We start from the raw sequence: 24,185 nt of genomic DNA, 5'->3' as shown, positions 1-24,185 counted from the left end.
CGGGCGCCGCATACGAAAAACCGCTCTTCGGAGCGGTTTTTTTTTGCCCGGTTTTCGCCTGGCGCGGCTTCATTCATGCTTCGACAGCGGTCAGGCTTTAGGCCTTCGGCACCGGGAAGTACACGCCTGCACGCTGCGCGGCATTGGTGATGTGCGTCTCGATCGCTTTACCTGCCGCGGCGGAATCTCGCGTCTTTAGCGCGTCCAGAATCGCGCGATGCTCGTGGTACGTGGAGAGCACCAGTTCGCGCTTGAAGAACGGCATGCGCTGACTCTCCTTCATGATGTCCGAACTGCTGCGCAGGATCGACTCGATCGCTGCATTGCCGGCAATGCTCACCATGCGCATGTGAAAGTCGAAGTCGAGTTGCGCTGCTTCGTCGAGTTCGCTGGCGGCGAGCGCGCCATGCATCGCCTCTATATTCTGCTCGAACCATGCAAGATCGGCGTCGCTGATCGCCAGCGCCGCCATGCGCGCGACGAAGCCTTCAAGCGCGAAACGCATCTGATAAGTATCCGGCAGGGAAGACTGTTCCGCGAAACGCCACGGGTTCGCAGCGGACGCCTGCGCACTCTCGACATACACCCCCTTGCCCGGACGGATCATCAGCATGCCGAGCGCCTCGAGTGTGGAAAGCGCTTCGCGTAACGACGCGCGGCTGATGGCGAGTTCTTCGGAGAGCTGACGTTGCGCCGGCAGCAGGCTGCCCACGGGATACACGCCGCCCTCTATCCGTTCGCGGATGGTGGCAATAGCGGAATCGGTGACAGTGTGCGGGACGTTCTTCATGATCCTCCACTCAATCGCGTGGTCTGACCGGCATTGTAATCCCCGGCTTTGGCGTGCGCACTGCGGAAACAATCTTCTGACATAAAACGTTCAAAACGCCGCAAAATTAGCCGGGTAAACACTATTATTTTCTGTCTTGACTCGACTATATCGGCTTCCTACTATCCACCATAACAGTACTGGTCGGACCAGTATGAACAGATGAAAACCGTAACCGGGAGAAGGCCGTGTTGAAGTTTTTCAATTCGCTGTTTGGCCGGGTGATGATTGCCCTTGTGGCGGGCATCGTGATCGGCGCGCTGTTTCCGCATTTCGCCCAATCGTTGCGCCCGCTCGGCGACGGTTTTCTGAAGCTGATCAAGATGGTGATCGGTCCCATTGTGTTCTGCGTGGTGGTGAGCGGCATGGCGCATGCCGGAGATCTGCGCAAAGTGGGGCGGGTCGGTCTGAAGGCGGTGGTGTACTTCGAGTTCATGACGACGATCGCGCTCCTGATCGGTGCGGTGCTGGCGTATGTCACGAAGCCCGGCGTCGGCATGAACGTCAACCTGCATTCGCTCGATGCCGCATCGCTTAGCACCTACACCGAGCACGCCAAAGACCTGAAGGACACCGCAGGATTCCTGCTGAAAATCATCCCTGACACCGCGTTCAACGCGTTCGCCACCGGCGACATCCTGCAGATTCTCGTGTTTTCGGTGCTGTTCGGCTCGGCGCTGTCATTGCTCGGTGACAAGGCGCAGAAGGTGAGCAGCCTGATCGACGAGCTGGCGCAGGTGTTCTTCCGCGTGATGAGCTTCATCATCAAGCTGGCGCCGCTCGGCGTGCTCGGTGCGATTGCTTTTACCACCGGTACCTACGGCGTTTCGTCGCTCGAGCAACTGGGCTTGCTGGTGGTGGTGTTCTACGCGAGCTGTATCGTGTTCGTCGCGCTCGTGCTGGGCATTGTCATGCGCATGGCCGGCTTTAGCGTCTTCAAGCTGATCCGCTATCTGCGCGAGGAAATGTCCATCGTGCTCGGCACGGCTTCTTCGGATGCCGTCTTGCCGCAGGTCATGCGCAAGCTCGAGTGGATGGGTGTGAAGGATTCGACGGTCGGCCTCGTGATCCCGACCGGCTACTCGTTCAACCTGGACGGCTTCTCGATCTACCTGACGCTCGCGGTGATCTTCATCGCCCAGGCCACCAACACGCCGCTGTCGTTGCATGATCTGATCGTGGTGGTGCTGGTGTCGCTCGTTACCTCGAAGGGGGCGCACGGTATCCCGGGTTCGGCGATTGTGATTCTCGCCGCCACGCTCTCCGCAATTCCTGCCATTCCGGTGCTGGGCCTTGTGCTGATCCTGCCGGTGGACTGGTTCGTCGGCATTGCGCGCGCGCTGACCAACCTGATTGGCAACTGCGTCGCCACGGTTGTTGTGGCGGTTTGGGAAAACGACATCGACAAGGCTCGCGCCCGCAGCGTGTTGAATCGCGAAGCCGCGTTCCTCTATGTTCCTGCCGGCGAAGAAACGAATCTTCCGGGCCTATCCGTCGATCCTGCGCACGCCGTCTAAGCTGCGCCCAAGCCCGGCCAGCACACCACCCAACCGGCGGACGCAGCAAGCACTACAGGCAACCAAGGTTGCCGCGCCCGCCGGCTTCCACCTCCTTACCGTTAGACCGAGACCATGGCTACTCTGATCCTCGACCCCAACGCTCCCGCCTTCACGCGCCGTTACATGAATCTGGCCGACCCGCGCCTCGGTGCGAAGGCGCTCTATGCCAGCGACGAGTTCTTCGCGCCCAAGGAGCGCATGCTCGACCCGCAGCCGGCGGTGTTCATCCCCGGCAAGTACGACGATCACGGTAAATGGATGGACGGCTGGGAGACCCGCCGCAAGCGCACCACCGGACACGACTACTGCGTGGTCCGGCTCGCGCGGCCGGGCGTGATCCATGGCGTGGACCTCGATACGAGCCACTTCACCGGCAATTTCCCGCCGGCGGCGTCTCTGGAGGGCTGCTACGCCGACAGCGAGATTCCGCCCGACAACGCCGACTGGCAAGTGGTCGTACCGGCGATGACGCTGCAAGGCAATCAACACCACTATGTCGAAGTCAGCGATGCGCGCGCCTTTACGCACCTGCGCGTGAACCTGTACCCGGACGGCGGTCTGGCCCGCCTGCGTGTCTACGGGCAGCCGAAGCGCGACTGGGAGCGCGTCGAGCACGGCAGCCTCATTGACCTGGCCGCGATCGAAAACGGCGCTTACCTCGTTGCCGCGAACAACCAGCATTTCGGACCCGCCTCGCAGATGCTGATGCCGGGACGCGGCGTCAACATGGGCGACGGCTGGGAAACGCGCCGCCGCCGCGAGCCGGGCAACGACTGGGCGATTGTCGCGCTGGCGCGGCCAGGCGTGATTCGCAAGGTCGAAGTGGACACGGCTTACTTCAAGGGTAACTTCCCCGATCGCTGCTCGCTGCAGGCAGCGAGCGTGACGGGTGGCACGGACGACTCGCTGATCACCCAGGCGATGTTCTGGCCGGTGCTGATGGGCGAGCAGAAGCTGCAGATGGACCATGTTCATCCGTTCGAAGCCGAACTGGCCTCGCTCGGTCCGGTCACCCATGTGCGTTTCAATATCTTCCCGGACGGCGGCGTCTCGCGCCTGCGTCTGTGGGGCGAGCTGGCGTAACGGCAGACAGCAAGGAAGACGCAGCGATGAAGACCCTGCAGATGGAGCGCCTGACGCGCGCGGCCTTCGCGCCGTTCGGCGACGTGATCGAACTGGACGGCGCGCGCCACTTCCCGATCAACGGCGGCACGACCGAGCGTTACCACGATCTTGCGAAGGTCGATATAGCGGGGCAGGACGGCCGGCCGTTGATCAACCTGTTTCGTGCACAACCGCGTGCGCTGCCGGTCGAGATCGGCATGATGGAGCGTCACCCGCTCGGCAGCCAGGCCTTCCTTCCGCTTGCGGCGGCGAGCTACCTTGTCGTGGTGGCGCCGGCGGGCGAGTTCGATCCGGCGCAGATGCGCGCGTTCTGGACCGAAGGCTGGCAGGGCGTCAACTACGCAAAAGGGGTCTGGCACCACCCGCTGCTCGCACTAGAAAGGGTTAGTGATTTTGTAGTGGTGGACCGCGGCGGCACGCAGCCCAATTGCGACGAGCTTGCTCTGGCGGAAACATGGCGGCTGGTAGGCGGGCCGGGCGGTGTGATCGCGCCTGATCCCGTGCCGGCCGTGGGGTGAGCGGGTGCTGGAGCGGCTCCCGGTTCTCAGGACGAGATTCCTGCGAGCGCGATCACGGCAACAAAGACGCCGAGTGGCGCGAGGTGCTTGAATTCGCGGTGGCGCAGAACGGTCAAAACCGCAGCCGCGATGATTGCCGCCCCAAGCGCGAGGCCGACAACACGGCTGACCGGAAGCGCAATCAGAACGGCGCTCACCATCTCCAGTCCGCCGGTAAAACGGCCCCACCAGCGCGGGTAACCCCACCGGGCGAAATCGCTTCGCGTTGCGGCGGGGCCGATCGCATTAACGAGGCCTGCGCCAAGGAAGCCGGCAACGAGGAGCCAGACAGAAAGAGTATTGACCATCTCAGTGCCCGCCAATCATCACGAAAACAGCTGTTAAGACCATAAGCACGGCCGTAGCGCCGTGCATGCCGAAGGCGCTTTTGGTGGAGCCTTTCGCTCCAAGAATGACCAGCATGTCGCCGACCGGGATAACGGCTTCCACAAGCAGCATGATGCCGACCCCAAGAGGGGTGCTCCATGCCATGAACGCCAGTACCGCCAATCCCGACGCAATGTCGCGCACACCCTTGAGGCGGAGCCACCAGGCGATGTTGGCGCCGCTTTCAGGAAGCGGCAGGCCGAAACTGCGGGTCGCGGCCCTTGGGTTCACAAGATACTGGGTGCCGATCGCGATGATCGCGAGAGCCAGGAACAGCGCCAGTCCGATCGCAAGCCCATGCATCGCAGCGTCCTATGTCTGATGTCATGGCGATAGAATATAATCTAGCATTGCTAGATTATCAAGCCTCAGTATCATCGCAAGACATGTCGGCCATCCTGGTCAGGGAGATCGAAGGTTGAGTATCGCCGAGCGTAAAGGCAGGCAACGGGCTGAGCGCGAGTCGCGCATTATCGCGGCGGCGCGTGTAATCGCCGAGCGCGACGGATGGGATGCCGTAACGGTTCGCCGCCTGGCCGAAGAGATTGAATATAGCCAGCCAGTCCTCTATTCGCATTTCGAAAACAGGGATGCGATTGTTACGGCCGTTGCAGTCGAGGGTTTCCAGGAGATCGCGGTGGCTCTTCAGGAAGCGGCGCGTGGATCGACCGGACAACGAAACGCCCTCGAGAGTGTCGCCATGGCCTATCTCGGCTTTGCGCTCCGTTGTCCCGCACTCTACGAGGCGATGTTCGTGCTGCCGACCGATCTGCGGTTCGCTGAAGCTGAAACCAGACCGGAACTGCGGGCTGGTTTCGAAGCGCTTGCGACGGCCGTAGCGCCGTTTTGCGTCGATGTAGAGGCCGCGACCGAGACTTTTTGGGCAGCCCTTCATGGGCTCGTCGAACTTGAACGGTCAGGCAGAATCAGGCCCAGCGCGCGTGATGCACGCATCGCACTGGTTGTTCGAGCACTTGTCGATGCGCGATAGCACGCTTGCTGCCGCGGCCGCCCACCGTTCCGCTCGCCATGGCGGTTACGGTTTTTTACCGCGTGGCGTCTGCTCAGCGAGGCGCCTGGCACCCCCTGCAACGGCGTCTCGATCATCGTGGCTGTAAAAAAACCCGGTCCGCTTTCGACGACCGGGTTTCTCTTTCTTACCTGCGAGGCTCGCGAACCTCAAGGCGCGCGACGATAATGCCCGCCATCAGTGCTTACGGTGCGGGCACTTTTCCTTCGTGCAGGCGCCGTACAGCGCCAGTGCGTGTTCCTGCAGCTTGAAACCGCGCTCTTTCGCGATGGCTTGCTGGCGGGATTCGATTTCCTGGTCGAAGAACTCCTCGACCAGCCCGCAGTCGATACACACCAGGTGATCGTGGTGGGTGCCTTCGTTCAGTTCGAACACGGCTTTGCCGGATTCGAAGTTGCTGCGCGACAGCAACCCGGCCTGTTCGAACTGCGTCAACACGCGGTACACGGTAGCGAGACCGATATCGAGTTCCTCGTGCAGCAGGTTGCGGTAGACATCTTCAGCGGTCAGGTGACGCACCGGGCTGTGCTGGAAAATCTCCAGAATTTTGAGGCGCGGTAGGGTCGCCTTGAGGCCGATATTTTTCAGATCGGTTGGATTGGTCATGGCAAGGGATCCCTAGAGTACAATGCAGGGTTCTAATAGTAATGTGTTTTCGCTGTTCAGGTCATCTTCGATGCAATGAAACTCGCGCGGCTCGCCACTGGCAGGGCCCGCACGGTGAGTGAAATGATTTCAAAATCTCTATTGATCTACCGGGGGAGCCGCATGCGGGGTACCTTGATTGCTGCAGCGACTGTCGCGGTGCTTGCCGGATGTTCGACCTATGACAGCGTAACGCAGCGAATCGCCCAAAGCATCACGCCATATCGGATTACCGTTGTGCAGGGCAATTTCGTCTCGGCTGAGGCGGCTGCCCAGATGCAGGTCGGCATGTCGCGCGACCAGGTGCGCCAGTTGCTGGGCACGCCGCTCCTCGCGGACATGTTCCACGCCGACCGTTGGGACTACGTGTTCTATTTCAAGCGCGGCAACACGAGCGTGGTGCAGCAGCGCGACTTCGTCGTGAATTTCGCGGGTGAGCGCGTCGCGAGCTGGTCGGGTGGCGAAGATCTGCCGTCCAACCTCGAACTGCTCGCTGAAATCGACGGTGACAAGCGTGGCAAGAAGGCCGCTCCGGTAGCGGCTGCGAGTGCGCCGGTTGCCGCCTCGGCTGCGGCCGCAGCCGCTGCTGCGCCGGCAGCGGCCACGCCGCCGGACGCCGCCGCGGCGGCCGCGCAGTCCATGGATCCGAACGCCGAGGCCGCGCAGGCGGCCAACCGCGCCACGGACGCGGTGCAGGCGCCGGCCGGCAAGATCACGTCGTCGGCGCGGGCCAGTGCCCCGACCGTGAACGGCGGCGTCGTGCCGCAAGGCACCACGACGCCTGGGCAACCGCAGTTCCAGTTCACGCGTCCGCCGCCGCCCACGGTGCCGGGTACGCCGCAGGAGAACCCGGTTGGACCGGCACCGGCCGGCTCGCAGAGCAGCAACGGACCGACCTACAACGCACCTCTGACGTCGTCGCCGGCGGCTTCGGGAACGGGTAGCTAAATACGCTGTCCCTGACAATGACGGGCCGCGTGCTTCGCGCGAGCCCGTCATTTGTGTTTGTTTCCGCCTTTCGTGGCGCCCGCGGCGGTGCCCGATCTGGCGCCCGTTTAGGCGCCTTCGGCGGCGCAGATGGCGCCGCCTGTGCGCCGTCTTTCGTACATTGATTGCCATGAACATTGCCATTGCCGGTGCATCGGGCCGTATGGGCCGCATGCTGATCGAAACCGTCCTGAACGATTCTGGCGTCAGGCTTTCCGGCGCACTCGGCCGCGCCGGTTCGGCGCAACTCGGCCAGGATGCCGGAGCGTTCCTCGGCAAGCAGACCGGGGTGCTGCTGACGGACGACATCGAGCAGGTGTTTGCCGAGTCCGACTATCTGATCGACTTCACGCGCCCTGAGGGCACGCTGACGCACCTCGCGGCTGCGCAGCGCCACAACGTCAAGATGGTGATCGGCACTACAGGTTTCGACAGCGAGCAGAAGGCGCAACTGCACGCCGCTGCCGGAAAGATCGGCATCGTGTTTGCGGCCAATATGAGCGTGGGCGTGAACGTCACGCTGAAGCTGCTCGAATACGCCGCGCGCCATTTCGCAACCGGTTACGACATCGAGATCATTGAAGCGCATCACCGCCACAAGGTCGACGCGCCGTCCGGCACCGCGCTGGCGATGGGCGAAGTGATTGCCGGGGCGCTTGGCCGCAACCTTGACGACTGCGCGGTGTACGGCCGCGAAGGCGTCACCGGCGAGCGCGATCCGTCCACCATCGGTTTTTCGGCGATCCGCGGCGGCGATATCGTCGGCGACCATACGGTGCTGTTCGCGGGGATTGGCGAGCGCATCGAGATTACGCACAAATCGGCGAGCCGGCTGTCCTATGCACAGGGCGCGTTGCGCGCGGTGCGCTTCCTCGAAGGCCACGCAAATGGTCTCTTCGACATGCAGGACGTGCTCGGTCTGCGCTGAGCGCGCATTCCGTTCAGCGTGCGCGGCAAGCCCGCGCTGCGCACAGTTTTCGACAGCGAGGTCCAATGGCAGGCACCGGCATTCTTCACTACCTGCAATCCAGCGACACGATCACCCATGGCGTAGCCTATCTGCTGCTGGCCATGTCGGTGGCGAGCTGGTGCTTCCTGATCGTCAAGAGCTGGATGCTGGGCCGCGCAAAGCGCCAGTCGGCGCGCGCGATTGCCCAGTTCTGGCAAGCGCCCACCTTGTCGGACGGCGTCGCGGCGTTGCGGCGCGTCGATAGCGAGCGGGTCTTCACGCCGCTAGCCGAAGCCGCCTTGCACGTCGCCGAAGCGGATATCCCCGGCGTCCTGCTCGCGCGCGTCGAGCGCAGCGAACGGGTGCTGCGGGCGCTGCGCCAGGCGCTGACCACCTCCCAGCGGCGGCTCGAGTTCGGCCAGGTGCTGCTGGCGTCGGTGGGCAGCACCGCGCCGTTTGTCGGTTTGCTCGGCACCGTGTGGGGCATCTACCACGCGCTCGGCAGCATTGCCGCGAGTGGCCAGGCGATGATCGAAAACGTCGCCGGACCGGTCGGCGAGGCGCTCATCATGACGGCCTTCGGCCTCGTGGTCGCGATTCCCGCCGTGCTCGCCTATAACGTGCTTGGCCGGATGGTGCGACAGCTATCCGAGGAACTGGACGGCTTCGCGCACGACTTGCACGCCTACGTCTGCGCGCCCGCCTGAGCGGTTCCGCTGGCCGGATCAGGGCGGTTCAGGCCAGCCCGGTCCGACTCAAGGCGCTCCGGTCCGACCCGGTCCAGTTCAGGGCGCGTCAGCGTTAATCTGGTGTTAAGCCGGCGTTGCTCAGGTATCACTCAGGCACCATTCAAGCATCACTCAGGCAGGAGCTCGACATGGCATTCGGCGGACTCGAAAAACGGCAAACCGCGGCGCCGATGGCGGAGATCAATATGACCCCGCTGATCGACGTGATGCTGGTGCTGCTGGTGATTTTCATCATTACCGCGCCTTTATTCACGCACGCCATCCGGCTCGATTTGCCGAAGGTCGCCGCCGAGCCGGCGCGCCAGACGCCGCAGACCGTCACGCTTTCAATCGATGCCGCCGGCAAGATCTACTGGAACGGCAACGCCCTGACGCTCGAGCAGATGCGCGCACGCTTCGCCGAAGCGGGCAAGCAGCAGGAGCAGCCTGAGATCCAGCTACGCGCCGAGCGCTCGACGCGCTACGAAGTGATCGCCCAGGTGATGGGCGCGGCGCAGCAGGCGGGGCTCGAGCGGATCGGCTTTGTGACGGACCCGCCGCCGCCCGCGGTGAACCACTAAAAGCCACAGTAGCCCTGCCGCCCGGTGCGCGGCAGACCCCGCAGCGAACGGTATAATCAATCTTTTCCCCTGCAGACGGGGAAACGACGCCATTTCATCAAGCAGAGCACCAGGCCCGGTGCGAAAGCACCGAACCCAGCGATCCCATCACACCATGCACGAAAAATACGTTCCCTCCGACGTCGAATCCGCCGCGCAAGGGCAATGGCGCGCCAGCGACGCCTATAAGACAACGGAATCCGCCGACAAGCCCAAGTTCTACTGCGTCTCGATGCTGCCGTACCCGTCGGGCAAGCTGCACATGGGGCACGTGCGCAACTACACGATCAACGACGTGATGTACCGCTATCTGCGGATGAACGGCAACAACGTGCTGATGCCGATGGGTTGGGACGCGTTCGGCATGCCGGCGGAAAACGCCGCGATGGCCAATAACGTGCCGCCGGCCAAGTGGACGTACGAGAACATCGCGTACATGAAGAAGCAGATGCAGTCGATGGGCCTCGCCATCGACTGGTCGCGCGAAGTCGCCACCTGCAGCCCGGACTATTACAAGTGGAACCAGTGGCTGTTCCTGAAGATGCTCGAAAAGGGCATCGCGTACAAGAAGACCGGCACGGTGAACTGGGACCCGGTCGACCAGACCGTGCTCGCCAACGAGCAGGTGATCGACGGGCGCGGCTGGCGCTCGGGCGCGCTGGTCGAAAAGCGCGAGATCCCGATGTACTACATGCGGATCACGCAGTACGCCGACGAACTGCTGAACGACCTCGAAGGCCTCGGCTGGCCCGAGCGCGTCAAGATCATGCAGCAGAACTGGATCGGCAAGAGCTTCGGCGTGAACTTCGGCTTCCCGTATGAGATCGACGGCGAGCAGAAAGTGCTGCGCGTGTTCACCACGCGCGCCGACACGATCATGGGCGTGACCTTCTGCGCCGTGGCCGCCGAGCATCCGCTCGCCACGCGTCTTGCGCAGGACAAGCCGGAACTGCAGGCCTTCATCGAAGAATGCAAGCGCGGCGGCGTCGCCGAGGCGGATGTCGCGACGATGGAAAAGAAGGGCATGGGCACCGGTTTCTACGTCACGCATCCGCTGACGCAGGAGCAGGTCGAAGTGTGGATCGGCAACTACGTGCTGATGAGCTACGGCGAAGGCGCCGTGATGGGCGTGCCCGCTCATGACGAGCGCGACTTCGCGTTCGTGAAGAAATACGGCCTGCCGGTCAAGCAGGTGGTGGCGCACGAAGGCAAGACATTCTCGACCGATGCCTGGCAAGAATCGTACGGCGACAAGGACGGCACGCTGATCAACAGCGGCAAGTACGACGGCATGACCTACACGCAGGCCGTGGATGCAATTGCGAGCGACCTGAAGGACCTCGGCCTCGGCGACAAGCAGATCACCTACCGTCTGCGCGACTGGGGTGTCTCGCGCCAGCGCTACTGGGGCACGCCGATTCCCATTATCCACTGCCCGGCTTGCGGCGACGTGCCGGTGCCCGAGCAGGACTTGCCGGTCGTGCTGCCGGAAGACCTCGTGCCGGACGGCACGGGCAATCCGCTCGCGAAGTCCGAAGCGTTCGTGAACTGCACGTGCCCGAAGTGCGGCGCGCCTGCAAAGCGCGAAACCGACACGATGGACACGTTCGTCGATTCGTCGTGGTACTTCTACCGCTATGCGGCGCCGGATGCAAAGACCATGGTCGACGAGCGCACCGACTACTGGGCGCCGATGGACCAGTACATCGGCGGCATCGAACACGCGATCCTGCACCTGCTGTACTCGCGCTTCTGGGCGAAGGTGATGCGCGACATGGGCCTCGTCAATTTCAGCGAGCCCGCGAAGAACCTGCTGACGCAGGGTATGGTGCTGAACGAAACCTTCTACCGCGAAAACGAAGCGGGCAAGAAGACCTGGTACAACCCGGCAGACGTCACCGTCACGCATGACGACAAGGGCCGCCCGATCGGCGCCACTTTGCTTGCAGACGGTCAGCCGGTGGTGCTGGGCGGCGTCGAGAAGATGTCGAAGTCGAAGAACAACGGCGTCGATCCGCAGGTGCTGATCGACCAGTACGGCGCCGATACCGCGCGTCTGTTCGTGATGTTCGCCGCACCGCCCGAGCAGCAGCTCGAATGGTCCGGTGCGGGCGTGGAAGGCGCGAGCCGCTTCCTGCGCCGCGTGTGGGGCTTCGGTCATGCGAACGAAGCGGCCTTGAGCGAACGCGCTTCGTTCGACGCCGCGCAACTCGCGGAGACCGACAAGGTGCTGCGCCGCGAAATCCATAGCGTGCTGAAGCAGGCCGACTTCGACTACCAGCGTTTGCAGTACAACACGGTGGTGTCGGCGGCGATGAAGATGCTCAACGCACTCGACGGCGCCAAGGGTGCCAACCCGGCCGTGCTGCGCGAATGCTACGGTGTGCTGCTGCGCGTGCTGTACCCGGTCGTGCCGCACGCCACTTTCCAGTTGTGGCAGGAACTCGGCTATGCCGCCGAATTTGGTCCGCTGCTCGACGCACCGTGGCCGAAGGTCGACGAACAGGCGCTGGAACAGGCCGAGATCGAACTGGTGTTGCAGGTGAACGGCAAGGTGCGCGGTGCGGTCAAGGTTGCGAAGGATGCGCCGCGCGATGCCATCGAGCAGGCTGCGCTCGCTCACGAGATGTTCGTCAAGTTCGCTGAAGGCAATGCGCCGAAGAAGATCATCGTCGTGCCGGGCCGTCTCGTGAATGTTGTTGTCTGAGGCTCGGCCGGAAATGAGCGGGGCGCCGTCGCAGGTCGCGGCGGCGCGCCCAGGTAGGACAGGATTTACTGCGAACCAGGAGCTAATGTGACTCGCAGATCGTTTTTGACGCTGGCGTGTGGGGTGATGGTGTTGTCTGCCTGTGGCTTCCAGCTACGCGGCCAGCAGGACTATCCGTTCAAGCGGCTTGCCGTGGTCGGGGCACCGGCCTCGCTTATGGGACGTCTGAGCCGCCAGGTACAGGGCGGCAGCGACACCGTGATCGTCAATTCGACGGCCAACGCCGACGCGGTTTTGCGTGTTTCCGAAAATCGCGGCACCAGCGTGCTGACGATGAACTCGCTCGGCGTCGTCGAAGAATATCAAATGAATTACTCGCTGAACTACACGCTCTTTGGTGCGGACGGTACGGTGTTGATTCCGGGCAGTGTGATCTCCCTGAATCGCGCCATGACCTATAGCGATCAGTACTCACAGGCGAAATCCGCGGAATCGGACCTGTTGTTCGCGGACATGCAGAACGATGCCGTCGATCAGTTGACGCGCCGTCTGGCCGTGGTGCATTCGCTGCATCCGGCGCCGGGCCAGGGTGCGCCAGCCGTGGCGCCGCGCGCTCCGCTGCCGCCGCCGCCGCTTTGAACGCGCGCTCTGCTCGCCATTCCCGCCATTCTTGTTGACGTGTAGCCATGCAACTGCGACTTGACGCGCTCGAAACGCACCTCGCGAAGGGACTCGCCGGCCTGTACGTCGTGTACGGCGACGAGCACCTGCTCGCCCAGGAAGCCGGCGATCGCATCCGTGCGGCGGCGCGTGCGGCCGGCTATACCGACCGCACGGTGTTCACGGTCGAGCGTGGTTTCGACTGGAGTTCGCTGCTTGGCGCGAGCCAGTCGATGTCGCTGTTCGGCGATAAACAACTGGTCGAGCTGCGGATTCCGTCGGGCAAGCCGGGCAAGGAAGGCGCCGATGCGCTGAAATCGCTCGCCGACGCGGTGAATCCGGATGCGCTGACGATGATCACGCTGCCGCGCCTCGACTCCGCTACCCAAAAGGCAGGGTGGTTTACCGCGCTGTCCGAGGCGGGTGTGGCGCTGAAAATCGATCCGGTCGAGCGCGCGCAGTTGCCGAACTGGGTGGGTCAACGGTTGTCGCAACAAGGCCAGCGCGTCGCCGCTGGAGAGGAAGGCCGCCGCGCGCTGCAGTTCATTGCAGAGCGCGTGGAAGGCAACCTGCTTGCCGCGCATCAGGAAATCCAGAAGCTCGGGCTGCTATACCCGGCTGGTGTGCTGAGCTTTGAGCAGGTGCAGGACGCCGTGCTCAATGTGGCGCGCTACGACGTCTTCAAGTTGAATGAAGCGATGCTGGCGGGCGATGTTGGCCGGCTTGCACGCATGCTCGACGGCTTGCGCGGCGAAGGCGAGGCCGCGGTGCTGGTGCTGTGGGCGGTCGTCGAGGAAGTGCGCACGCTCTTGCGCATCAAACGCGGTGTCGCGGCCGGCAAGCCGCTCGCGATGCTCACACGCGAGAACCGCGTGTGGGGGCCGCGTGAACGGCTGATCGGACCGGCGCTCTCCCGCGTGACCGAGACGGCGCTGGAAAAAGCGCTTGCCCTCGCGGCCAGACTCGACCGTCAGGTGAAGGGACTGTCCGGCGGTACGCCGGGCAATCATCGCAACGATCCACCGCCCGATCCATGGGACGGGCTGTTCGAACTGGCGATGACGGTGGCTTCGCCGGCGAAATCCGCGGCTGGGCCAACCGGGTTGCCAGGCCGGCCAAGGCCACCTGCTGCACCCGCGCGCAGGCCAGTCTGAACCAGACTCCGTGTGACGGCGGCTGCGGTCGTGCCGGGCGCAGCATGAGCCAGCCGGCCGTCTTTCCGTGAGCATTGGTTGACTGCGCATCGAGCAAGCCGCGTCAACCCGACTTACAATCGTTTGATCTTTCGCTAATTCTGCCTGCCCGCCGCGTGTCGAAGACGCGCGCGGCACCACGAGAATCACCATGGATATCGACCAGTACATGACCGACCTCGGCCGCCGCGCCCGTCACGCTTCGCGTGCGATGGCGCGCGCGTCGACGGCGGCGAAAAACGCCGCGCTCGAAGCGGTGGCCCGCGCAATCGAACGCGAGGCGGCGCAATTGAAGGAAGCCAATGCGCGCGATGTGGCGCGGGCGCGCGAGAAGGGGCTCGACGCCGCCTTTATCGACCGCCTGACGCTGTCGGACAAGGCGCTCAAGACGATGGTCGAGGGCCTGCGCCAGGTCGCGGCGCTGCCGGATCCGATTGGTGAGATCAGCAACCTCAAATACCGCCCGAGCGGCATTCAGGTCGGTCAGATGCGCGTGCCGCTCGGCGTGATTGGCATCATCTACGAATCGCGTCCCAATGTGACGATCGACGCCGCCGCGCTGTGCCTGAAGTCAGGCAATGCAACGATCCTGCGCGGCGGGTCGGAAGCGCTCGAATGCAATACCGCGCTGGCAAAGCTGATCGGCGAGGGTCTGGAGACGGCGGGCTTGCCGCAGGACGCGGTGCAGGTCGTGGCGACTTCCGATCGTGCGGCGGTGGGCGTGCTGATCACCATGACGGAATTTGTCGACGTGATCGTGCCGCGCGGAGGCAAGAGCCTGATTGCGCGTCTGATGGAAGAGGCGCGCGTGCCGATGATCAAGCACCTCGACGGTATCTGCCACGTGTATGTCGACGATCGCGCAGATGTCGCGAAGGCGCTGACCGTTTGCGACAACGCGAAGACGCACCGCTACGGCACCTGCAACACGATGGAAACGCTGCTGGTGGCGCGCGATATTGCGCATGAAGTGCTGCCGCCGCTGGGGCGCTTGTACCGCGGCAAGGAAGTGGAACTGCGCGTCGATCCGGCCGCCCGTGAGGTGCTCGAAGCGGCGCGCGTCGGCCCGCTGGTCGATGCGATCGAGGAAGACTGGCGTACCGAATATCTTGCCCCGGTGCTGGCGATCAAGGTGGTCGACGGGCTCGATGCGGCCATTGAACACATCAACACCTACAGCTCCGCCCACACGGATGCGATCGTCACCGAAGATCACGACCGCGCAATGCGTTTCCTGCGCGAAGTGGATTCGGCGAGTGTGATGGTCAATGCGTCGACGCGTTTCGCTGATGGCTTCGAGTTCGGCCTTGGCGCGGAGATCGGCATCTCGAACGACAAGCTGCATGCGCGCGGGCCGGTGGGGCTGGACGGACTGACGTCGCTGAAATACGTTGTGCTGGGGCACGGCGAGGGGCGGCAGTAGACCCCGAGGTCGCTACGTGACATCAGGCAATAACGACAACACATCGCACGAGGGCCGCTGATGCTCTGGGTAAAAACGTTTCACATCATTCTGATTGCTTCCTGGTTTGCCGGCCTGTTCTATCTGCCGCGCATCTTCGTCAATCTGGCGATGGAGACCGAACCCGCGGCCACGGCGCGCCTGCTCATCATGGCGCGCAAGCTCTATCGCTTCATGACGTTTATCGCCTTTCCAGCTCTCGCGTGCGGGCTATGGCTGTGGCTCGTCATTGGCATCGGGCGTGGGCAGGGCTGGATGCATGCGAAGCTCGGCGTCGTGGTCCTGCTGATCGTCTATCACTTCTCTTGCGGGCGGCTCCTCGCCACGTTCGAGCGTGGCGAGAATCGCCGCTCGCACAAGTGGTATCGGATGTTCAATGAGCTACCCGTGCTGGGGATGCTGGCGGCCGTGGCGCTGGTGGTGTTGAAGCCGTTTTAGGCGTGCGGATCGACCCGCCTGCGGTTGATCACTTCCTTCGCCTGCGCCATCTTCTCCACCAGTTCCGGTCCCCGGCTCAGCGCCACCCCCACCGCCAGAATGTCGCCGATCGCCAGATGCGAAACGCGCGACGTCATCGGCGAAAAGATATCTGTATCCTCATCCACGTTCGCAAAGAGGCCTACGGTGGCGAGCCGCGCAAGCGGCGAATTGCCGTGCGTGATGGCAATCACCCTGGCGCCGGCGGCGAGCGCCGACTTCGCCGCATCGATGATGTCGCGGGTGCGCCCGGTGTTCGAAATCGCGACTACCACGTCGCCTTCACCGAGCAGCGGCGCCGACATCAGGAACGTGTGCGGATCTGAATAAGCGACGCTCGGCATGCCGAGGCGAAAGAACTTGTGCTGCACGTCGAGTGCCGCAATGCCGGAGCCGCCCGCGCCGTAAAACTCGATGCGCCGCGCCTGCGCCAGCAACGCGATGGCCGCCGCCACGCTGTCTGACGACAGGTTGTTGCGCACCTGGATCAGCGCGCCGATGGTCCGGTCGAGCACTTTGGCGGCAACGCCGGGCGTTGGCTCATCGGGCCGGACGTCACGGTAGACGACCGGCACCTCTGCCGCGATGCCCTGCGCGAGCCGGATCTTGAACTCACGAAAACCGGAAAAGCCGAGCGCGTGGCAAAAGCGGGCAATGGTCGGCTGGCTCACGCCCGCGCGGGCCGCCACCTCGTTCATCGACAGATCGAGCACCTCACGCGGCGCCTCGATTACGTAGTCCGCCAGCTTGCGTTCGGAAGGGCGCAACTGCTCGCGCATCTCTGCCACCTGGGACAGCATCATTGGAAAACTCGCACTATGCTGAAAGATGCGTGGACTATAGCCCATCGCCGGATTTGTACAAAAACTACATTTCGCGCTGTAGGTGTATTCCCTAGGTTTTGTGATTTTAGGCGATAGCGCCGCCAGATGGTGCACTGCGGCGCAGGACGAACACCGTTGCAGTTGAGATCGTCGATGTTGCGGTCATGTAGTTTTTCTACTAATATCCTGACGTCGGCTCAGTCCGACGTCCCCGCGATCCCCACCTGGCCCTGCGCGTGTTCGCCCGAGCCAGCGACGAAGGAGCTCCGATGGTTTCCCCGCATTCGCAATTGCTCAAGGTCACGCAACGCGTGATCGAGCGCAGCAAGCCCACTCGCGCAGCCTACCTGGCGCGTATCGATCAGGCTCAAGGCAGGTTTCCGGCGCGCGGCGCGCTGTCCTGCGCAAACCTCGCGCACGGCTTTGCCGGCCTCGAAGGCAATGACAAGCTCGTGATCAAGCAGATCCGCGAGCCGAACATCGGCATCGTGTCGTCGTATAACGAAATGCTGTCCGCGCACGCGCCGTACAAAAATTACCCCGACCTCATCAAGCAGGCCGCTCGTGAAAACGGCGGTGTGGCGCAATTCGCGGGCGGCGTGCCGGCGATGTGCGATGGCGTCACGCAAGGCAACGCGGGCATGGAACTGTCGCTGTTCTCGCGTGAAGTGATCGCGATGAGCACGGCGGTCGCGCTGACGCACAACATGTTCGACGCGGCGCTGTGCCTGGGCATCTGCGACAAGATCGTGCCGGGCCTGTTGATCGGCGCACTGCAATTCGGCCATCTGCCGACCATCTTCGTCCCGGCAGGCCCGATGACGAGCGGTCTTGGCAATGACGACAAAGCGAAGATCCGCCAGCAGTTCGCCACCGGCCAGTGCGACCGCGGCGCGCTGCTCGAAGCGGAAGCCGCCGCGTACCACAGCCACGGCACCTGCACCTTCTACGGCACCGCCAACAGCAACCAGATGCTGATGGAAGTGATGGGCCTGCATCTGCCGGGCTCGGCGTTCGTGCACCCGCACACGCCGCTGCGCGATGCGCTCACGGCGCAAGCCGCGCGCCGCGTACTCGACCTGACGGTGGAGCGCGGTAATTACACCCCGATCGGTCACGTGATCGACGAAAAGGCGATCGTCAACGGTATCGTCGCCCTGCTCGCAACGGGTGGCTCGACCAACCACACGCTGCACCTCGTGGCGATTGCCCGGGCAGCGGGCATCGTGATCGATTGGGACGATTTCGATCAACTGTCGCAGAACGTGCCGTTGCTCGCGAAGATCTACCCGAACGGCAAGGCCGACGTGAACCACTTCCACGCAGCGGGCGGCGTGGCGTTCCTCGTGCGCAACCTGCTGGAAGGCGGTCTGCTGCACGAAGACGTCAATACCGTGGCCGGCAAGGGGCTGCATCACTACACTGAAGAGCCGAAGCTGCTCGACGGCAAGCTGACCTGGGTGCCGGGCGTCACGGAGAGCCAGGAAACGGCCGTGCTGCGCGGCATCAACGAGCCGTTCCAGCCGGACGGCGGCTTGCGTCTGATGCAGGGCAAGCTGGGGCGTGGTGTCATCAAGATCTCGGCGGTTGCGGCGCAGCATCGCAAGGTGAAGGCGCCCGCGATCGTGTTCGATTCGCAGGAAGCGGTGCAGGAAGCGTTCGACAACGGTGAGCTCAAGCGCGATTTCGTGGCCGTGGTGCGCTTCCAGGGCGCCCGCGCAAACGGCATGCCCGAGCTGCACCGTTTGACGCCACTGCTCGGCGTGTTGCAGGATCAGGGTTTCCATGTCGCGCTCGTCACCGACGGACGCATGTCGGGTGCTTCGGGCAAAGTGCCGGCGGTGATTCACGTGTCGCCGGAAGCGTTGCTGGAAGGGCCTATCGGCAAGGTGCGCACGGGCGATATGCTGGTGATCGACGCTGAAGCCGGCGTGCTCGACATGGAAATCGATGCGGCCGAATGGGCGGCGCGGCCGGAGGCCGTGCCGCAGCATCAGGCGGAAAACGAAGTCGGCTTTGGCCGCGAACTGTTCGGCGTGTTCCGTGCGGCCGCTGCGCCGGCGGAGTTGGGCGCCTCGGTATTTGGCCCGATGGTGGGTGAAGTTCACGCAAGCCACGCGCTGCAGAAACAAGGAGTCTGACTATGACGGCAAAGAAAGTAAGCGATATCGTGCGCCTTGGCCCGGTGATTCCGGTGCTCGCATTCGACTCGGTTGAACAGGGCGAGAACGTGTCGCGTGCGCTGCACGCGGGCGGCGTGAAGGTGCTGGAAATCACGCTGCGCACTGCGGCGGGTCTGGAAGCCATCGAACGTGCGAGCCAACTGGCGGAAGACATCGTCGTCGGCGTCGGCACGATCACGAAACCTGAGCACTGCGCGCAAGCGAAGAAGGCCGGCGCCCAGTTCGGCGTCTCGCCTGGCCTCACGAAGGACATGCACAAAGCCGCGCAGGACGCCGGTCTGCCGCTGCTGCCGGGCGTGATGACTCCGAGTGACATCATTGTCGCGCTCGAGCTGGGCTACGAGATCGTCAAGTTCTTCCCGGCGCAGCAAGCGGGCGGCGTGCCGATGCTGCAGGCGTTTCACGGCCCGTTCCCGACGCTGAAGTTCTGCCCGACCGGCGGCATCTCGGCTGAAACTGCCCCCAATTTCCTCGCGCTGCCGAACGTCGTCTGTGTGGGCGGCTCGTGGCTCACGCCGAAGTCGGCGCTTGCTGCGCAGAACTGGGACGAGGTCACGCGTCTCGCCCGTGCGGCGAGCGAACTCGCGGCGCCCGCGCATTGAGTCTGCAGCAGGTTGATTCGCGCACGAGGCATGTTGTCAGTGTGGGCCATGCGGTTGGCCAAGCAGTTGGCCATGCGCCTGGTGTGCGCGTAAGCGGCTGACGGCGCAGATAAGCCATGTCAGCGCGGACTGCATATGAAGGGGCCTCGTTGTTGCAGCTATTCGGACTGCGACAACGAGGCCCCTTTTTTATCTTGGGCGTTTCACGCGCTCATCACGCGAACAAACAGTAAAATTCAGCGTCCGCGCATTTGCCGGGAGGGTCCGGCTTCGCGTGAGACGTAGAGACAGGCAGCGCGACAGCATCTGTATCTTGCGTTTTTGTCCAGAACCAACAATGACAAAGGAGGAGCTCCATGGGAGCTAGCCATGGCAGCTTGCTGCTGATTTACGCGGTGATCGCGATCGCCGCGCTGATCCTGTTGATCACGCGCTTCAAGGTCTATCCGTTCCTCGTCCTGATCATCGTTTCGCTGCTGCTCGGGCTGGTATCCGGCATGCCGATGGACACGATCGTCAAGTCGTTCGAAACCGGCAACGGCAACACGCTTGGCCACATTGCGATCGTGGTGGGCCTTGGCACGATGCTCGGCAAGATGATGGCCGAATCGGGCGGTGCGGAACGCATTGCCACGACCTTGATTGCGCGCTTCGGCGAAAAGCACATTCACTGGGCCATGATGGTCGTCGCGATCATCGTCGGCTTGCCGGTGTTTTTCGAAGTGGGCTTCGTGCTGCTGATTCCGATTGCGTTCAACGTCGCCAAGCGTACCAATAAATCGCTGCTGCTGGTGGGCTTGCCGATGGTTGCAGGTCTCTCAGTCGTCCACGGCCTGATTCCGCCGCACCCGGCGGCGATGCTCGCCGTCCAGGCGTATCACGCCGATATCGGCAAGACGATCGCCTACGGGCTGATCGTCGGCGTGCCGACGGCGATCGTCGCGGGGCCGCTGTTCGCGCTCCTCGTCAGCCGCTATATCAAGCTGCCGGAGCACAACCCGCTCGCTGCGCAGTTTCTCGGGTCTGCGGAAGCGAATAAAGACGCTGCGAGCAAGCGCGAACTGCCGGGTTTCGGCATTACGTTGTTCACGATCCTGCTGCCCGTCATCCTGATGCTGATCGGCAGTTGGGCGGACCTGGTGTTCACGCCCAAAACCTTGCCGAACAATCTGCTGCACTTCGTCGGCAACTCGGATGTGGCGTTGCTGATTGCCGTGCTGGTCAGCTTCTGGACCTTCGGCGCCCAGCGCGGCTTCAACCGTGCGCAGATCCAGAAGTTCTGCGGCGACTGTCTCGCGCCGATTGCGGGGATTACGCTGATCGTCGGCGCCGGCGGCGGTTTTGGCCGCGTGCTGATGGATAGCGGCATTTCCAAGGAGATCGTCAACGTGGCGACCTCGGCGCATCTGTCGCCGCTGTTGTTCGGCTGGCTGGTGGCGGCGCTGATCCGTCTTGCTACCGGCTCGGCAACGGTTGCCATGACGACCGCGTGCGGCATTGTTGCGCCTATCGCGGCGGCCAGTGGGGCGCAGGTGACGCCGGAATTGCTCGTGCTCGCTACGGGTTCCGGTTCGCTGATTTTCTCGCACGTCAACGACGGTGGCTTCTGGCTGATCAAGGAGTACTTTGGAATGACGGTGGGGCAGACGTTCAAGACCTGGTCGCTCTGCGAAACCATCATTTCCGTATTGGGCTTGGCTTTGACCTTCGCACTCGCGACGGTCGTGTAAGGAGTATTGAATGATTCTGATCGGAATGGGCGTGTCGGGCGCCGGCAAGACGCTGATTGGCGAAATGCTGGCGGAACGCCTGCAATGCAGCTTCACCGACGGAGACGCGTTTCATAGCGCGGCCAACAAGGACAAAATGCACCACGGCATTCCGCTGACCGACGAGGACCGCTGGCCGTGGCTGAAGACGATACGCGCGGCGATCGAGGAGAAGCAGCGCGCGGGCGAGACGGCGGTGTTTACATGCTCGTCGTTGAAGCGCTCGTATCGTGATGTCCTGCGCGGTGGCGACAAGGATGTGGTGTTCGTCTATCTGAAGGGCTCATACGAAATGCTGCACGAGCGCCTGGGGGCGCGTACCGGGCACTTCTTCGATCCGTCGTTGCTGCAGAGCCAGCTGGATACGCTGGAAGAGCCGGGCCCGGATGAGGCGATTACGGTGAGTATCGAGCTGTCGCCGGATGAGATTGTGGATGAGGTGCTGAAGCAGATGAAGCTTCGGTGATGACTCGCAGGTAGGACGGCAAGCCGTTCGCCGTCACGATCCCCCTTGGTGTTCGCTAATACCAAGGGGGATTTTTCATGACACGTGCTTCAGGAAGTCCTTCAACCGCTGCGTGGGCGGGTTATCGATAAGCTCGCCCGGCTGTCCATCTTCGGCAATCCCGCCTTGGTCCATGAACAGCAGACGCGTGCCGACCCGTTTGGCAAAGCCGATCTCGTGCGTCACGACAATCATGGTCATGCCTTCACTTGCCAGATCCTGCATGACCTTGAGCACTTCGTGACGCAGTTCCGGGTCCAGTGCGGAGGTCGGCTCGTCGAAGAGCATCAGCTTGGGCCGGATGGCGAGCGCTCGCGCAATCGCCACACGCTGCTGTTGACCACCGGACAGTTCAGAGGGGTAGTGATTGGCACGCGATTCGAGACCGACCTTGTCCAGCAGTGCCATGGCCTGGTCACGTGCCTCGGTGCGCGACGAGCCGCGTACCTGAATCGGGCCGAACATGACGTTCTCGAGCGCCGTCATCTGCGGGAACAGGTTGAATTGCTGAAACACCATCCCCGCTTCCAGACGAATGGTGCGAATGACGGAAGCGTTGCCCTTGACGCTCTGGCCGTCGACCAGCAACTCTCCGCTGGTAATCTTTTCGAGCGCGTTGATGCAACGAAGCATGGTGGACTTTCCCGATCCCGACGGACCCACCACCACAACGACTTCACCGCTGTCGATGCGCAGATCGATGTCCTTCAGGACGGGCACGTGACCAAAGCTCTTCGAGACGCCCTGGAATTCGACCATGCTCATAGTATGCGCATCCTCTTTTCAACGAGACGCAGCGTGATTGTCATCACACCGGTCAGAACCAGATAGATCAGGGCGACCGCGGTCCAGATTTCTACCGCACGAAAATTTCCGGCAATGATCTCCTGTCCCTGGCGGGTCAGTTCGCCAACGCCGATGACGATGAACAGCGAGGTGTCTTTAAGACTGACGATGCACTGATTGCCAAGCGGCGGAATGAGCCGGCGGAAGGCAAGCGGCCCGACGATTTTCAGCAGCACGCGCGGCATGGAGAGTCCCATGGCCAGACCGGCTTCCATCAGCCCCTTGGGAATCGACAGCAGCGCGCCGCGCACCACTTCGGCAAGGTAGGCGCCGGAATTGACCGTGATCGCGATGATGGCGGCGCTCAGTCCGTCGATGCGGATGTGCGCCAGCAAGGGCAGGGCGAAATAGAGAAACATCACCTGCACGACAATCGGCGTGCCTCGAATCAGCTCGACATAGACCTGAGCGAGTACATTGAGCACAACCGGCCCGTAGGCTCTAAACATGCCGGCAATCATGCCGACGAGGAATCCGCCAAGCAGTCCTACAAATGCAATAAATACGGTTAGCTTCACGCCTTCCAGTAGGTCTGGAAGCGCCGTCCAGATAACAGACCAATCGAATTCCACAAACCGCTCCTGTTGTTTCACTGGCAGCGCGGCAACTATGGCCGCCGCGCCCCCGTTTTCAGACGATTACGACTTGGGCGGCTCGGAGCCGAACCACTTCTTGTAAAGCTTGGCGTAGCGCCCGTCCGCCTTGAGCTTGACCAGTTCTGCGTCGACCTTCGGCACCAGCGGACTGCCCTTGGGGAAGCCGATGCCGTACTTGTCGCCGCTGACCGGATCGCCGGCTAGCTTCACCTTGCCCTTGCCTTCTGTGTTGGCGAAATACAGGACATTCGGCGTGTCGTGCATGGCCGCGTCGACACGGCCGGCTTCCAGCGCCAGATACGCTTCGTCAATGTTCGGGAACTGGCGGATTTCCTTGGGCTTCAGGTGGGCCTTGATCCAGTCGATGGTTGCGGTGCCGGTCTTTGCCGCGATGACCTTGCCGTTCAGGTCGTCGATGGACTTGATGGTCGTGTTATCGGTCTGCACCATCGCAGCGAGTCCGCTGTCGTAGTACGGGCTCGAGAAGTCGATGACTTTCTTGCGCTCTTCCTTGATGGTCATGCCCGACAGGGCTACGTCGATGTTCTGGGTCTGCAGCGCGGGAATCAGGCCGCTGAAGTCCATCGGCTGAATCTTGTAGGTCCAGCCCTGGTCTTTCGCGATTTCGGCCCACAGGTCGAGGTCGAAGCCGACGTATTTGTCACCTTGCTTGAATTCGAACGGCATGAAGGAAGTGTCGGTGCCGACGATCAGTTCTTTGTTTTGCGCGTGGGCGATGCTTGTGCCGAACATTGCGATTGCAACGACAGACATCAGGAAGGAACGACGTCCCATAGGTTTTCTCCGCAGTGATGGGCGATGCCCCCGCCACGATACGGGGGACTGGCGACAACGATTTCGATTGTGAAACAACATGCGGTGCGGTGTTTGATCGATACACAACATGTGTTGTCAAAACGAATGCTATTACACCAAAAATGATGT

At 62.7% G+C, this 24,185-nt stretch carries 25 protein-coding genes; 17 read left to right on the top strand and 8 right to left on the bottom strand.

The features are described from left to right. Positions 1-97: 97 nt before the first annotated feature. Entirely contained in the window at positions 98-790 is a 693-nt protein-coding gene (locus FFS45_RS19045) for a FadR/GntR family transcriptional regulator (protein ID WP_137956183.1), read from the bottom strand. 227 nt (positions 791-1,017) lie between these two features. Here FFS45_RS19045 and FFS45_RS19040 point away from each other — a divergent pair, with 227 nt between their 5' ends. The 3 genes from FFS45_RS19040 (at position 1,018) to FFS45_RS19030 (ending at position 4,031) form a co-directional block, all read left to right on the top strand. Then, entirely contained in the window at positions 1,018-2,346 is a 1,329-nt protein-coding gene (locus FFS45_RS19040; RefSeq protein ID WP_137956182.1) for a C4-dicarboxylate transporter DctA, read from the top strand. A 114-nt stretch (positions 2,347-2,460) separates the two neighbouring features. Next, the gene (gene alc, locus FFS45_RS19035) at positions 2,461-3,471 is read left to right on the top strand and encodes an allantoicase (RefSeq protein ID WP_137956181.1); all 1,011 of its coding nucleotides are present in this window, start codon (positions 2,461-2,463) and stop codon (positions 3,469-3,471) included. Between the two features lie 26 nt (positions 3,472-3,497). After that, the gene (locus FFS45_RS19030) at positions 3,498-4,031 is read left to right on the top strand and encodes an ureidoglycolate lyase (RefSeq protein ID WP_137956180.1); all 534 of its coding nucleotides are present in this window, start codon (positions 3,498-3,500) and stop codon (positions 4,029-4,031) included. Between the two features lie 26 nt (positions 4,032-4,057). On the opposite strand, the gene FFS45_RS19025 is transcribed toward FFS45_RS19030, so the two are convergent. Together FFS45_RS19025 and FFS45_RS19020 are read right to left on the bottom strand one after the other, a co-directional pair. Further along, positions 4,058-4,378: a DoxX family protein gene (locus FFS45_RS19025; protein ID WP_137956179.1), complete on the bottom strand. Its 321-nt coding sequence runs from the start codon at positions 4,376-4,378 to the stop codon at positions 4,058-4,060. A gap of 1 nt (position 4,379) precedes the next feature. Continuing rightward, on the bottom strand, positions 4,380-4,760 hold the full coding sequence (locus FFS45_RS19020; protein ID WP_137956178.1) for a DUF4267 domain-containing protein: 381 nt from the start codon (positions 4,758-4,760) through the stop codon (positions 4,380-4,382). A 115-nt stretch (positions 4,761-4,875) separates the two neighbouring features. Between FFS45_RS19020 and FFS45_RS19015 the strand changes: the two genes are divergently transcribed. Continuing rightward, positions 4,876-5,448, top strand: coding sequence for a TetR/AcrR family transcriptional regulator (locus FFS45_RS19015; RefSeq protein WP_137956177.1), 573 nt, complete (start codon positions 4,876-4,878; stop codon positions 5,446-5,448). A gap of 216 nt (positions 5,449-5,664) precedes the next feature. Here the strand turns inward: FFS45_RS19015 and fur are convergent, their stop codons facing one another. Further along, complete coding sequence (fur, locus tag FFS45_RS19010; protein WP_074302488.1) at positions 5,665-6,093, bottom strand: ferric iron uptake transcriptional regulator; 429 nt, start codon at positions 6,091-6,093, stop codon at positions 5,665-5,667. 162 nt (positions 6,094-6,255) lie between these two features. Between fur and FFS45_RS19005 the strand changes: the two genes are divergently transcribed. From FFS45_RS19005 to FFS45_RS18965, 9 genes are all read left to right on the top strand, one after another. Continuing rightward, complete coding sequence (locus tag FFS45_RS19005; RefSeq protein ID WP_137956270.1) at positions 6,256-7,080, top strand: outer membrane protein assembly factor BamE; 825 nt, start codon at positions 6,256-6,258, stop codon at positions 7,078-7,080. A gap of 169 nt (positions 7,081-7,249) precedes the next feature. Continuing rightward, a complete protein-coding gene (gene dapB, locus FFS45_RS19000; RefSeq protein WP_137956176.1) occupies positions 7,250-8,047 on the top strand; it encodes a 4-hydroxy-tetrahydrodipicolinate reductase in 798 nt (265 codons plus the stop codon). A 65-nt stretch (positions 8,048-8,112) separates the two neighbouring features. After that, on the top strand, positions 8,113-8,775 hold the full coding sequence (locus FFS45_RS18995; RefSeq protein ID WP_137956175.1) for a MotA/TolQ/ExbB proton channel family protein: 663 nt from the start codon (positions 8,113-8,115) through the stop codon (positions 8,773-8,775). 170 nt (positions 8,776-8,945) lie between these two features. Beyond that, the gene (locus FFS45_RS18990; protein WP_137956174.1) at positions 8,946-9,377 is read left to right on the top strand and encodes a biopolymer transporter ExbD; all 432 of its coding nucleotides are present in this window, start codon (positions 8,946-8,948) and stop codon (positions 9,375-9,377) included. Between the two features lie 154 nt (positions 9,378-9,531). Continuing rightward, positions 9,532-12,123 carry a leucine--tRNA ligase gene (gene leuS / locus FFS45_RS18985; RefSeq protein ID WP_137956173.1) on the top strand — a complete coding sequence of 864 codons (2,592 nt, stop codon included), beginning with the start codon at positions 9,532-9,534 and terminating at the stop codon, positions 12,121-12,123. 87 nt (positions 12,124-12,210) lie between these two features. After that, positions 12,211-12,762 (top strand): LPS assembly lipoprotein LptE, encoded by a 552-nt coding sequence (gene lptE / locus FFS45_RS18980; protein WP_137956172.1) that lies wholly within the window; start codon positions 12,211-12,213, stop codon positions 12,760-12,762. A 47-nt stretch (positions 12,763-12,809) separates the two neighbouring features. After that, positions 12,810-13,937, top strand: coding sequence for a DNA polymerase III subunit delta (gene holA, locus FFS45_RS18975; protein WP_137956171.1), 1,128 nt, complete (start codon positions 12,810-12,812; stop codon positions 13,935-13,937). 190 nt (positions 13,938-14,127) lie between these two features. Continuing rightward, positions 14,128-15,399, top strand: a complete 1,272-nt coding sequence (locus tag FFS45_RS18970; protein ID WP_137956170.1) for a glutamate-5-semialdehyde dehydrogenase — start codon at positions 14,128-14,130, stop codon at positions 15,397-15,399. Positions 15,400-15,459: 60 nt separating this feature from the next. Continuing rightward, on the top strand, positions 15,460-15,876 hold the full coding sequence (locus FFS45_RS18965) for a CopD family protein (RefSeq protein ID WP_137956169.1): 417 nt from the start codon (positions 15,460-15,462) through the stop codon (positions 15,874-15,876). Here the strand turns inward: FFS45_RS18965 and FFS45_RS18960 are convergent. Beyond that, positions 15,873-16,718 (bottom strand): MurR/RpiR family transcriptional regulator, encoded by an 846-nt coding sequence (locus FFS45_RS18960; protein WP_137956168.1) that lies wholly within the window; start codon positions 16,716-16,718, stop codon positions 15,873-15,875. The genes FFS45_RS18965 and FFS45_RS18960 overlap by 4 nt on opposite strands. A 290-nt stretch (positions 16,719-17,008) precedes the next feature. On the opposite strand from FFS45_RS18960, the gene edd reads away from it, so the two are divergent. The 4 genes from edd to FFS45_RS18940 all read left to right on the top strand — a co-directional run bounded on the left by edd (position 17,009) and on the right by FFS45_RS18940 (position 21,759). Next, a complete protein-coding gene (gene edd / locus FFS45_RS18955; RefSeq protein WP_137956167.1) occupies positions 17,009-18,880 on the top strand; it encodes a phosphogluconate dehydratase in 1,872 nt (623 codons plus the stop codon). A 2-nt stretch (positions 18,881-18,882) separates the two neighbouring features. Beyond that, positions 18,883-19,524 carry a bifunctional 4-hydroxy-2-oxoglutarate aldolase/2-dehydro-3-deoxy-phosphogluconate aldolase gene (eda, locus tag FFS45_RS18950; protein WP_137956166.1) on the top strand — a complete coding sequence of 214 codons (642 nt, stop codon included), beginning with the start codon at positions 18,883-18,885 and terminating at the stop codon, positions 19,522-19,524. 356 nt (positions 19,525-19,880) lie between these two features. Continuing rightward, positions 19,881-21,254: a GntP family permease gene (locus tag FFS45_RS18945; RefSeq protein WP_137956165.1), complete on the top strand. Its 1,374-nt coding sequence runs from the start codon at positions 19,881-19,883 to the stop codon at positions 21,252-21,254. 10 nt (positions 21,255-21,264) lie between these two features. After that, positions 21,265-21,759, top strand: coding sequence for a gluconokinase (locus tag FFS45_RS18940; RefSeq protein ID WP_137956164.1), 495 nt, complete (start codon positions 21,265-21,267; stop codon positions 21,757-21,759). A gap of 75 nt (positions 21,760-21,834) precedes the next feature. On the opposite strand, the gene glnQ is transcribed toward FFS45_RS18940, so the two are convergent. The 3 genes from glnQ to glnH all read right to left on the bottom strand — a co-directional run bounded on the left by glnQ (position 21,835) and on the right by glnH (position 24,035). Further along, positions 21,835-22,563, bottom strand: a complete 729-nt coding sequence (gene glnQ, locus FFS45_RS18935; RefSeq protein ID WP_171029684.1) for a glutamine ABC transporter ATP-binding protein GlnQ — start codon at positions 22,561-22,563, stop codon at positions 21,835-21,837. Next, the gene (gene glnP, locus FFS45_RS18930) at positions 22,560-23,216 is read right to left on the bottom strand and encodes a glutamine ABC transporter permease GlnP (protein WP_137956163.1); all 657 of its coding nucleotides are present in this window, start codon (positions 23,214-23,216) and stop codon (positions 22,560-22,562) included. The genes glnQ and glnP overlap by 4 nt, the downstream gene beginning before the upstream one ends. A 66-nt stretch (positions 23,217-23,282) precedes the next feature. Further along, positions 23,283-24,035 carry a glutamine ABC transporter substrate-binding protein GlnH gene (gene glnH / locus FFS45_RS18925; RefSeq protein WP_137956162.1) on the bottom strand — a complete coding sequence of 251 codons (753 nt, stop codon included), beginning with the start codon at positions 24,033-24,035 and terminating at the stop codon, positions 23,283-23,285. Between the last annotated feature and the right edge of the window lie 150 nt (positions 24,036-24,185).

It is taken from the genome of Burkholderia sp. 4M9327F10, from assembly GCF_005503145.1.
Lineage (GTDB): Bacteria > Pseudomonadota > Gammaproteobacteria > Burkholderiales > Burkholderiaceae > Paraburkholderia.
Note: the sequence above shows the minus strand (reverse complement) of the source record. Positions and strands in the feature narration are given on the sequence as shown.

Coding starts and splice junctions, on each gene's coding strand:
- FFS45_RS19045 (WP_137956183.1), bottom strand. CDS start 790: ATGAAGAACGTCCCGCACACTGTCACCGATTCCGCTATTGCCACCATC.
- alc (WP_137956181.1), top strand. CDS start 2,461: ATGGCTACTCTGATCCTCGACCCCAACGCTCCCGCCTTCACGCGCCGT.
- FFS45_RS19030 (WP_137956180.1), top strand. CDS start 3,498: ATGAAGACCCTGCAGATGGAGCGCCTGACGCGCGCGGCCTTCGCGCCG.
- FFS45_RS19025 (WP_137956179.1), bottom strand. CDS start 4,378: ATGGTCAATACTCTTTCTGTCTGGCTCCTCGTTGCCGGCTTCCTTGGC.
- FFS45_RS19020 (WP_137956178.1), bottom strand. CDS start 4,760: ATGCATGGGCTTGCGATCGGACTGGCGCTGTTCCTGGCTCTCGCGATC.
- fur (WP_074302488.1), bottom strand. CDS start 6,093: ATGACCAATCCAACCGATCTGAAAAATATCGGCCTCAAGGCGACCCTA.
- FFS45_RS19005 (WP_137956270.1), top strand. CDS start 6,256: ATGCGGGGTACCTTGATTGCTGCAGCGACTGTCGCGGTGCTTGCCGGA.
- dapB (WP_137956176.1), top strand. CDS start 7,250: ATGAACATTGCCATTGCCGGTGCATCGGGCCGTATGGGCCGCATGCTG.
- FFS45_RS18995 (WP_137956175.1), top strand. CDS start 8,113: ATGGCAGGCACCGGCATTCTTCACTACCTGCAATCCAGCGACACGATC.
- FFS45_RS18990 (WP_137956174.1), top strand. CDS start 8,946: ATGGCATTCGGCGGACTCGAAAAACGGCAAACCGCGGCGCCGATGGCG.
- leuS (WP_137956173.1), top strand. CDS start 9,532: ATGCACGAAAAATACGTTCCCTCCGACGTCGAATCCGCCGCGCAAGGG.
- holA (WP_137956171.1), top strand. CDS start 12,810: ATGCAACTGCGACTTGACGCGCTCGAAACGCACCTCGCGAAGGGACTC.
- FFS45_RS18970 (WP_137956170.1), top strand. CDS start 14,128: ATGGATATCGACCAGTACATGACCGACCTCGGCCGCCGCGCCCGTCAC.
- FFS45_RS18965 (WP_137956169.1), top strand. CDS start 15,460: ATGCTCTGGGTAAAAACGTTTCACATCATTCTGATTGCTTCCTGGTTT.
- FFS45_RS18960 (WP_137956168.1), bottom strand. CDS start 16,718: ATGATGCTGTCCCAGGTGGCAGAGATGCGCGAGCAGTTGCGCCCTTCC.
- edd (WP_137956167.1), top strand. CDS start 17,009: ATGGTTTCCCCGCATTCGCAATTGCTCAAGGTCACGCAACGCGTGATC.
- eda (WP_137956166.1), top strand. CDS start 18,883: ATGACGGCAAAGAAAGTAAGCGATATCGTGCGCCTTGGCCCGGTGATT.
- FFS45_RS18945 (WP_137956165.1), top strand. CDS start 19,881: ATGGGAGCTAGCCATGGCAGCTTGCTGCTGATTTACGCGGTGATCGCG.
- FFS45_RS18940 (WP_137956164.1), top strand. CDS start 21,265: ATGATTCTGATCGGAATGGGCGTGTCGGGCGCCGGCAAGACGCTGATT.
- glnQ (WP_171029684.1), bottom strand. CDS start 22,563: ATGAGCATGGTCGAATTCCAGGGCGTCTCGAAGAGCTTTGGTCACGTG.
- glnH (WP_137956162.1), bottom strand. CDS start 24,035: ATGGGACGTCGTTCCTTCCTGATGTCTGTCGTTGCAATCGCAATGTTC.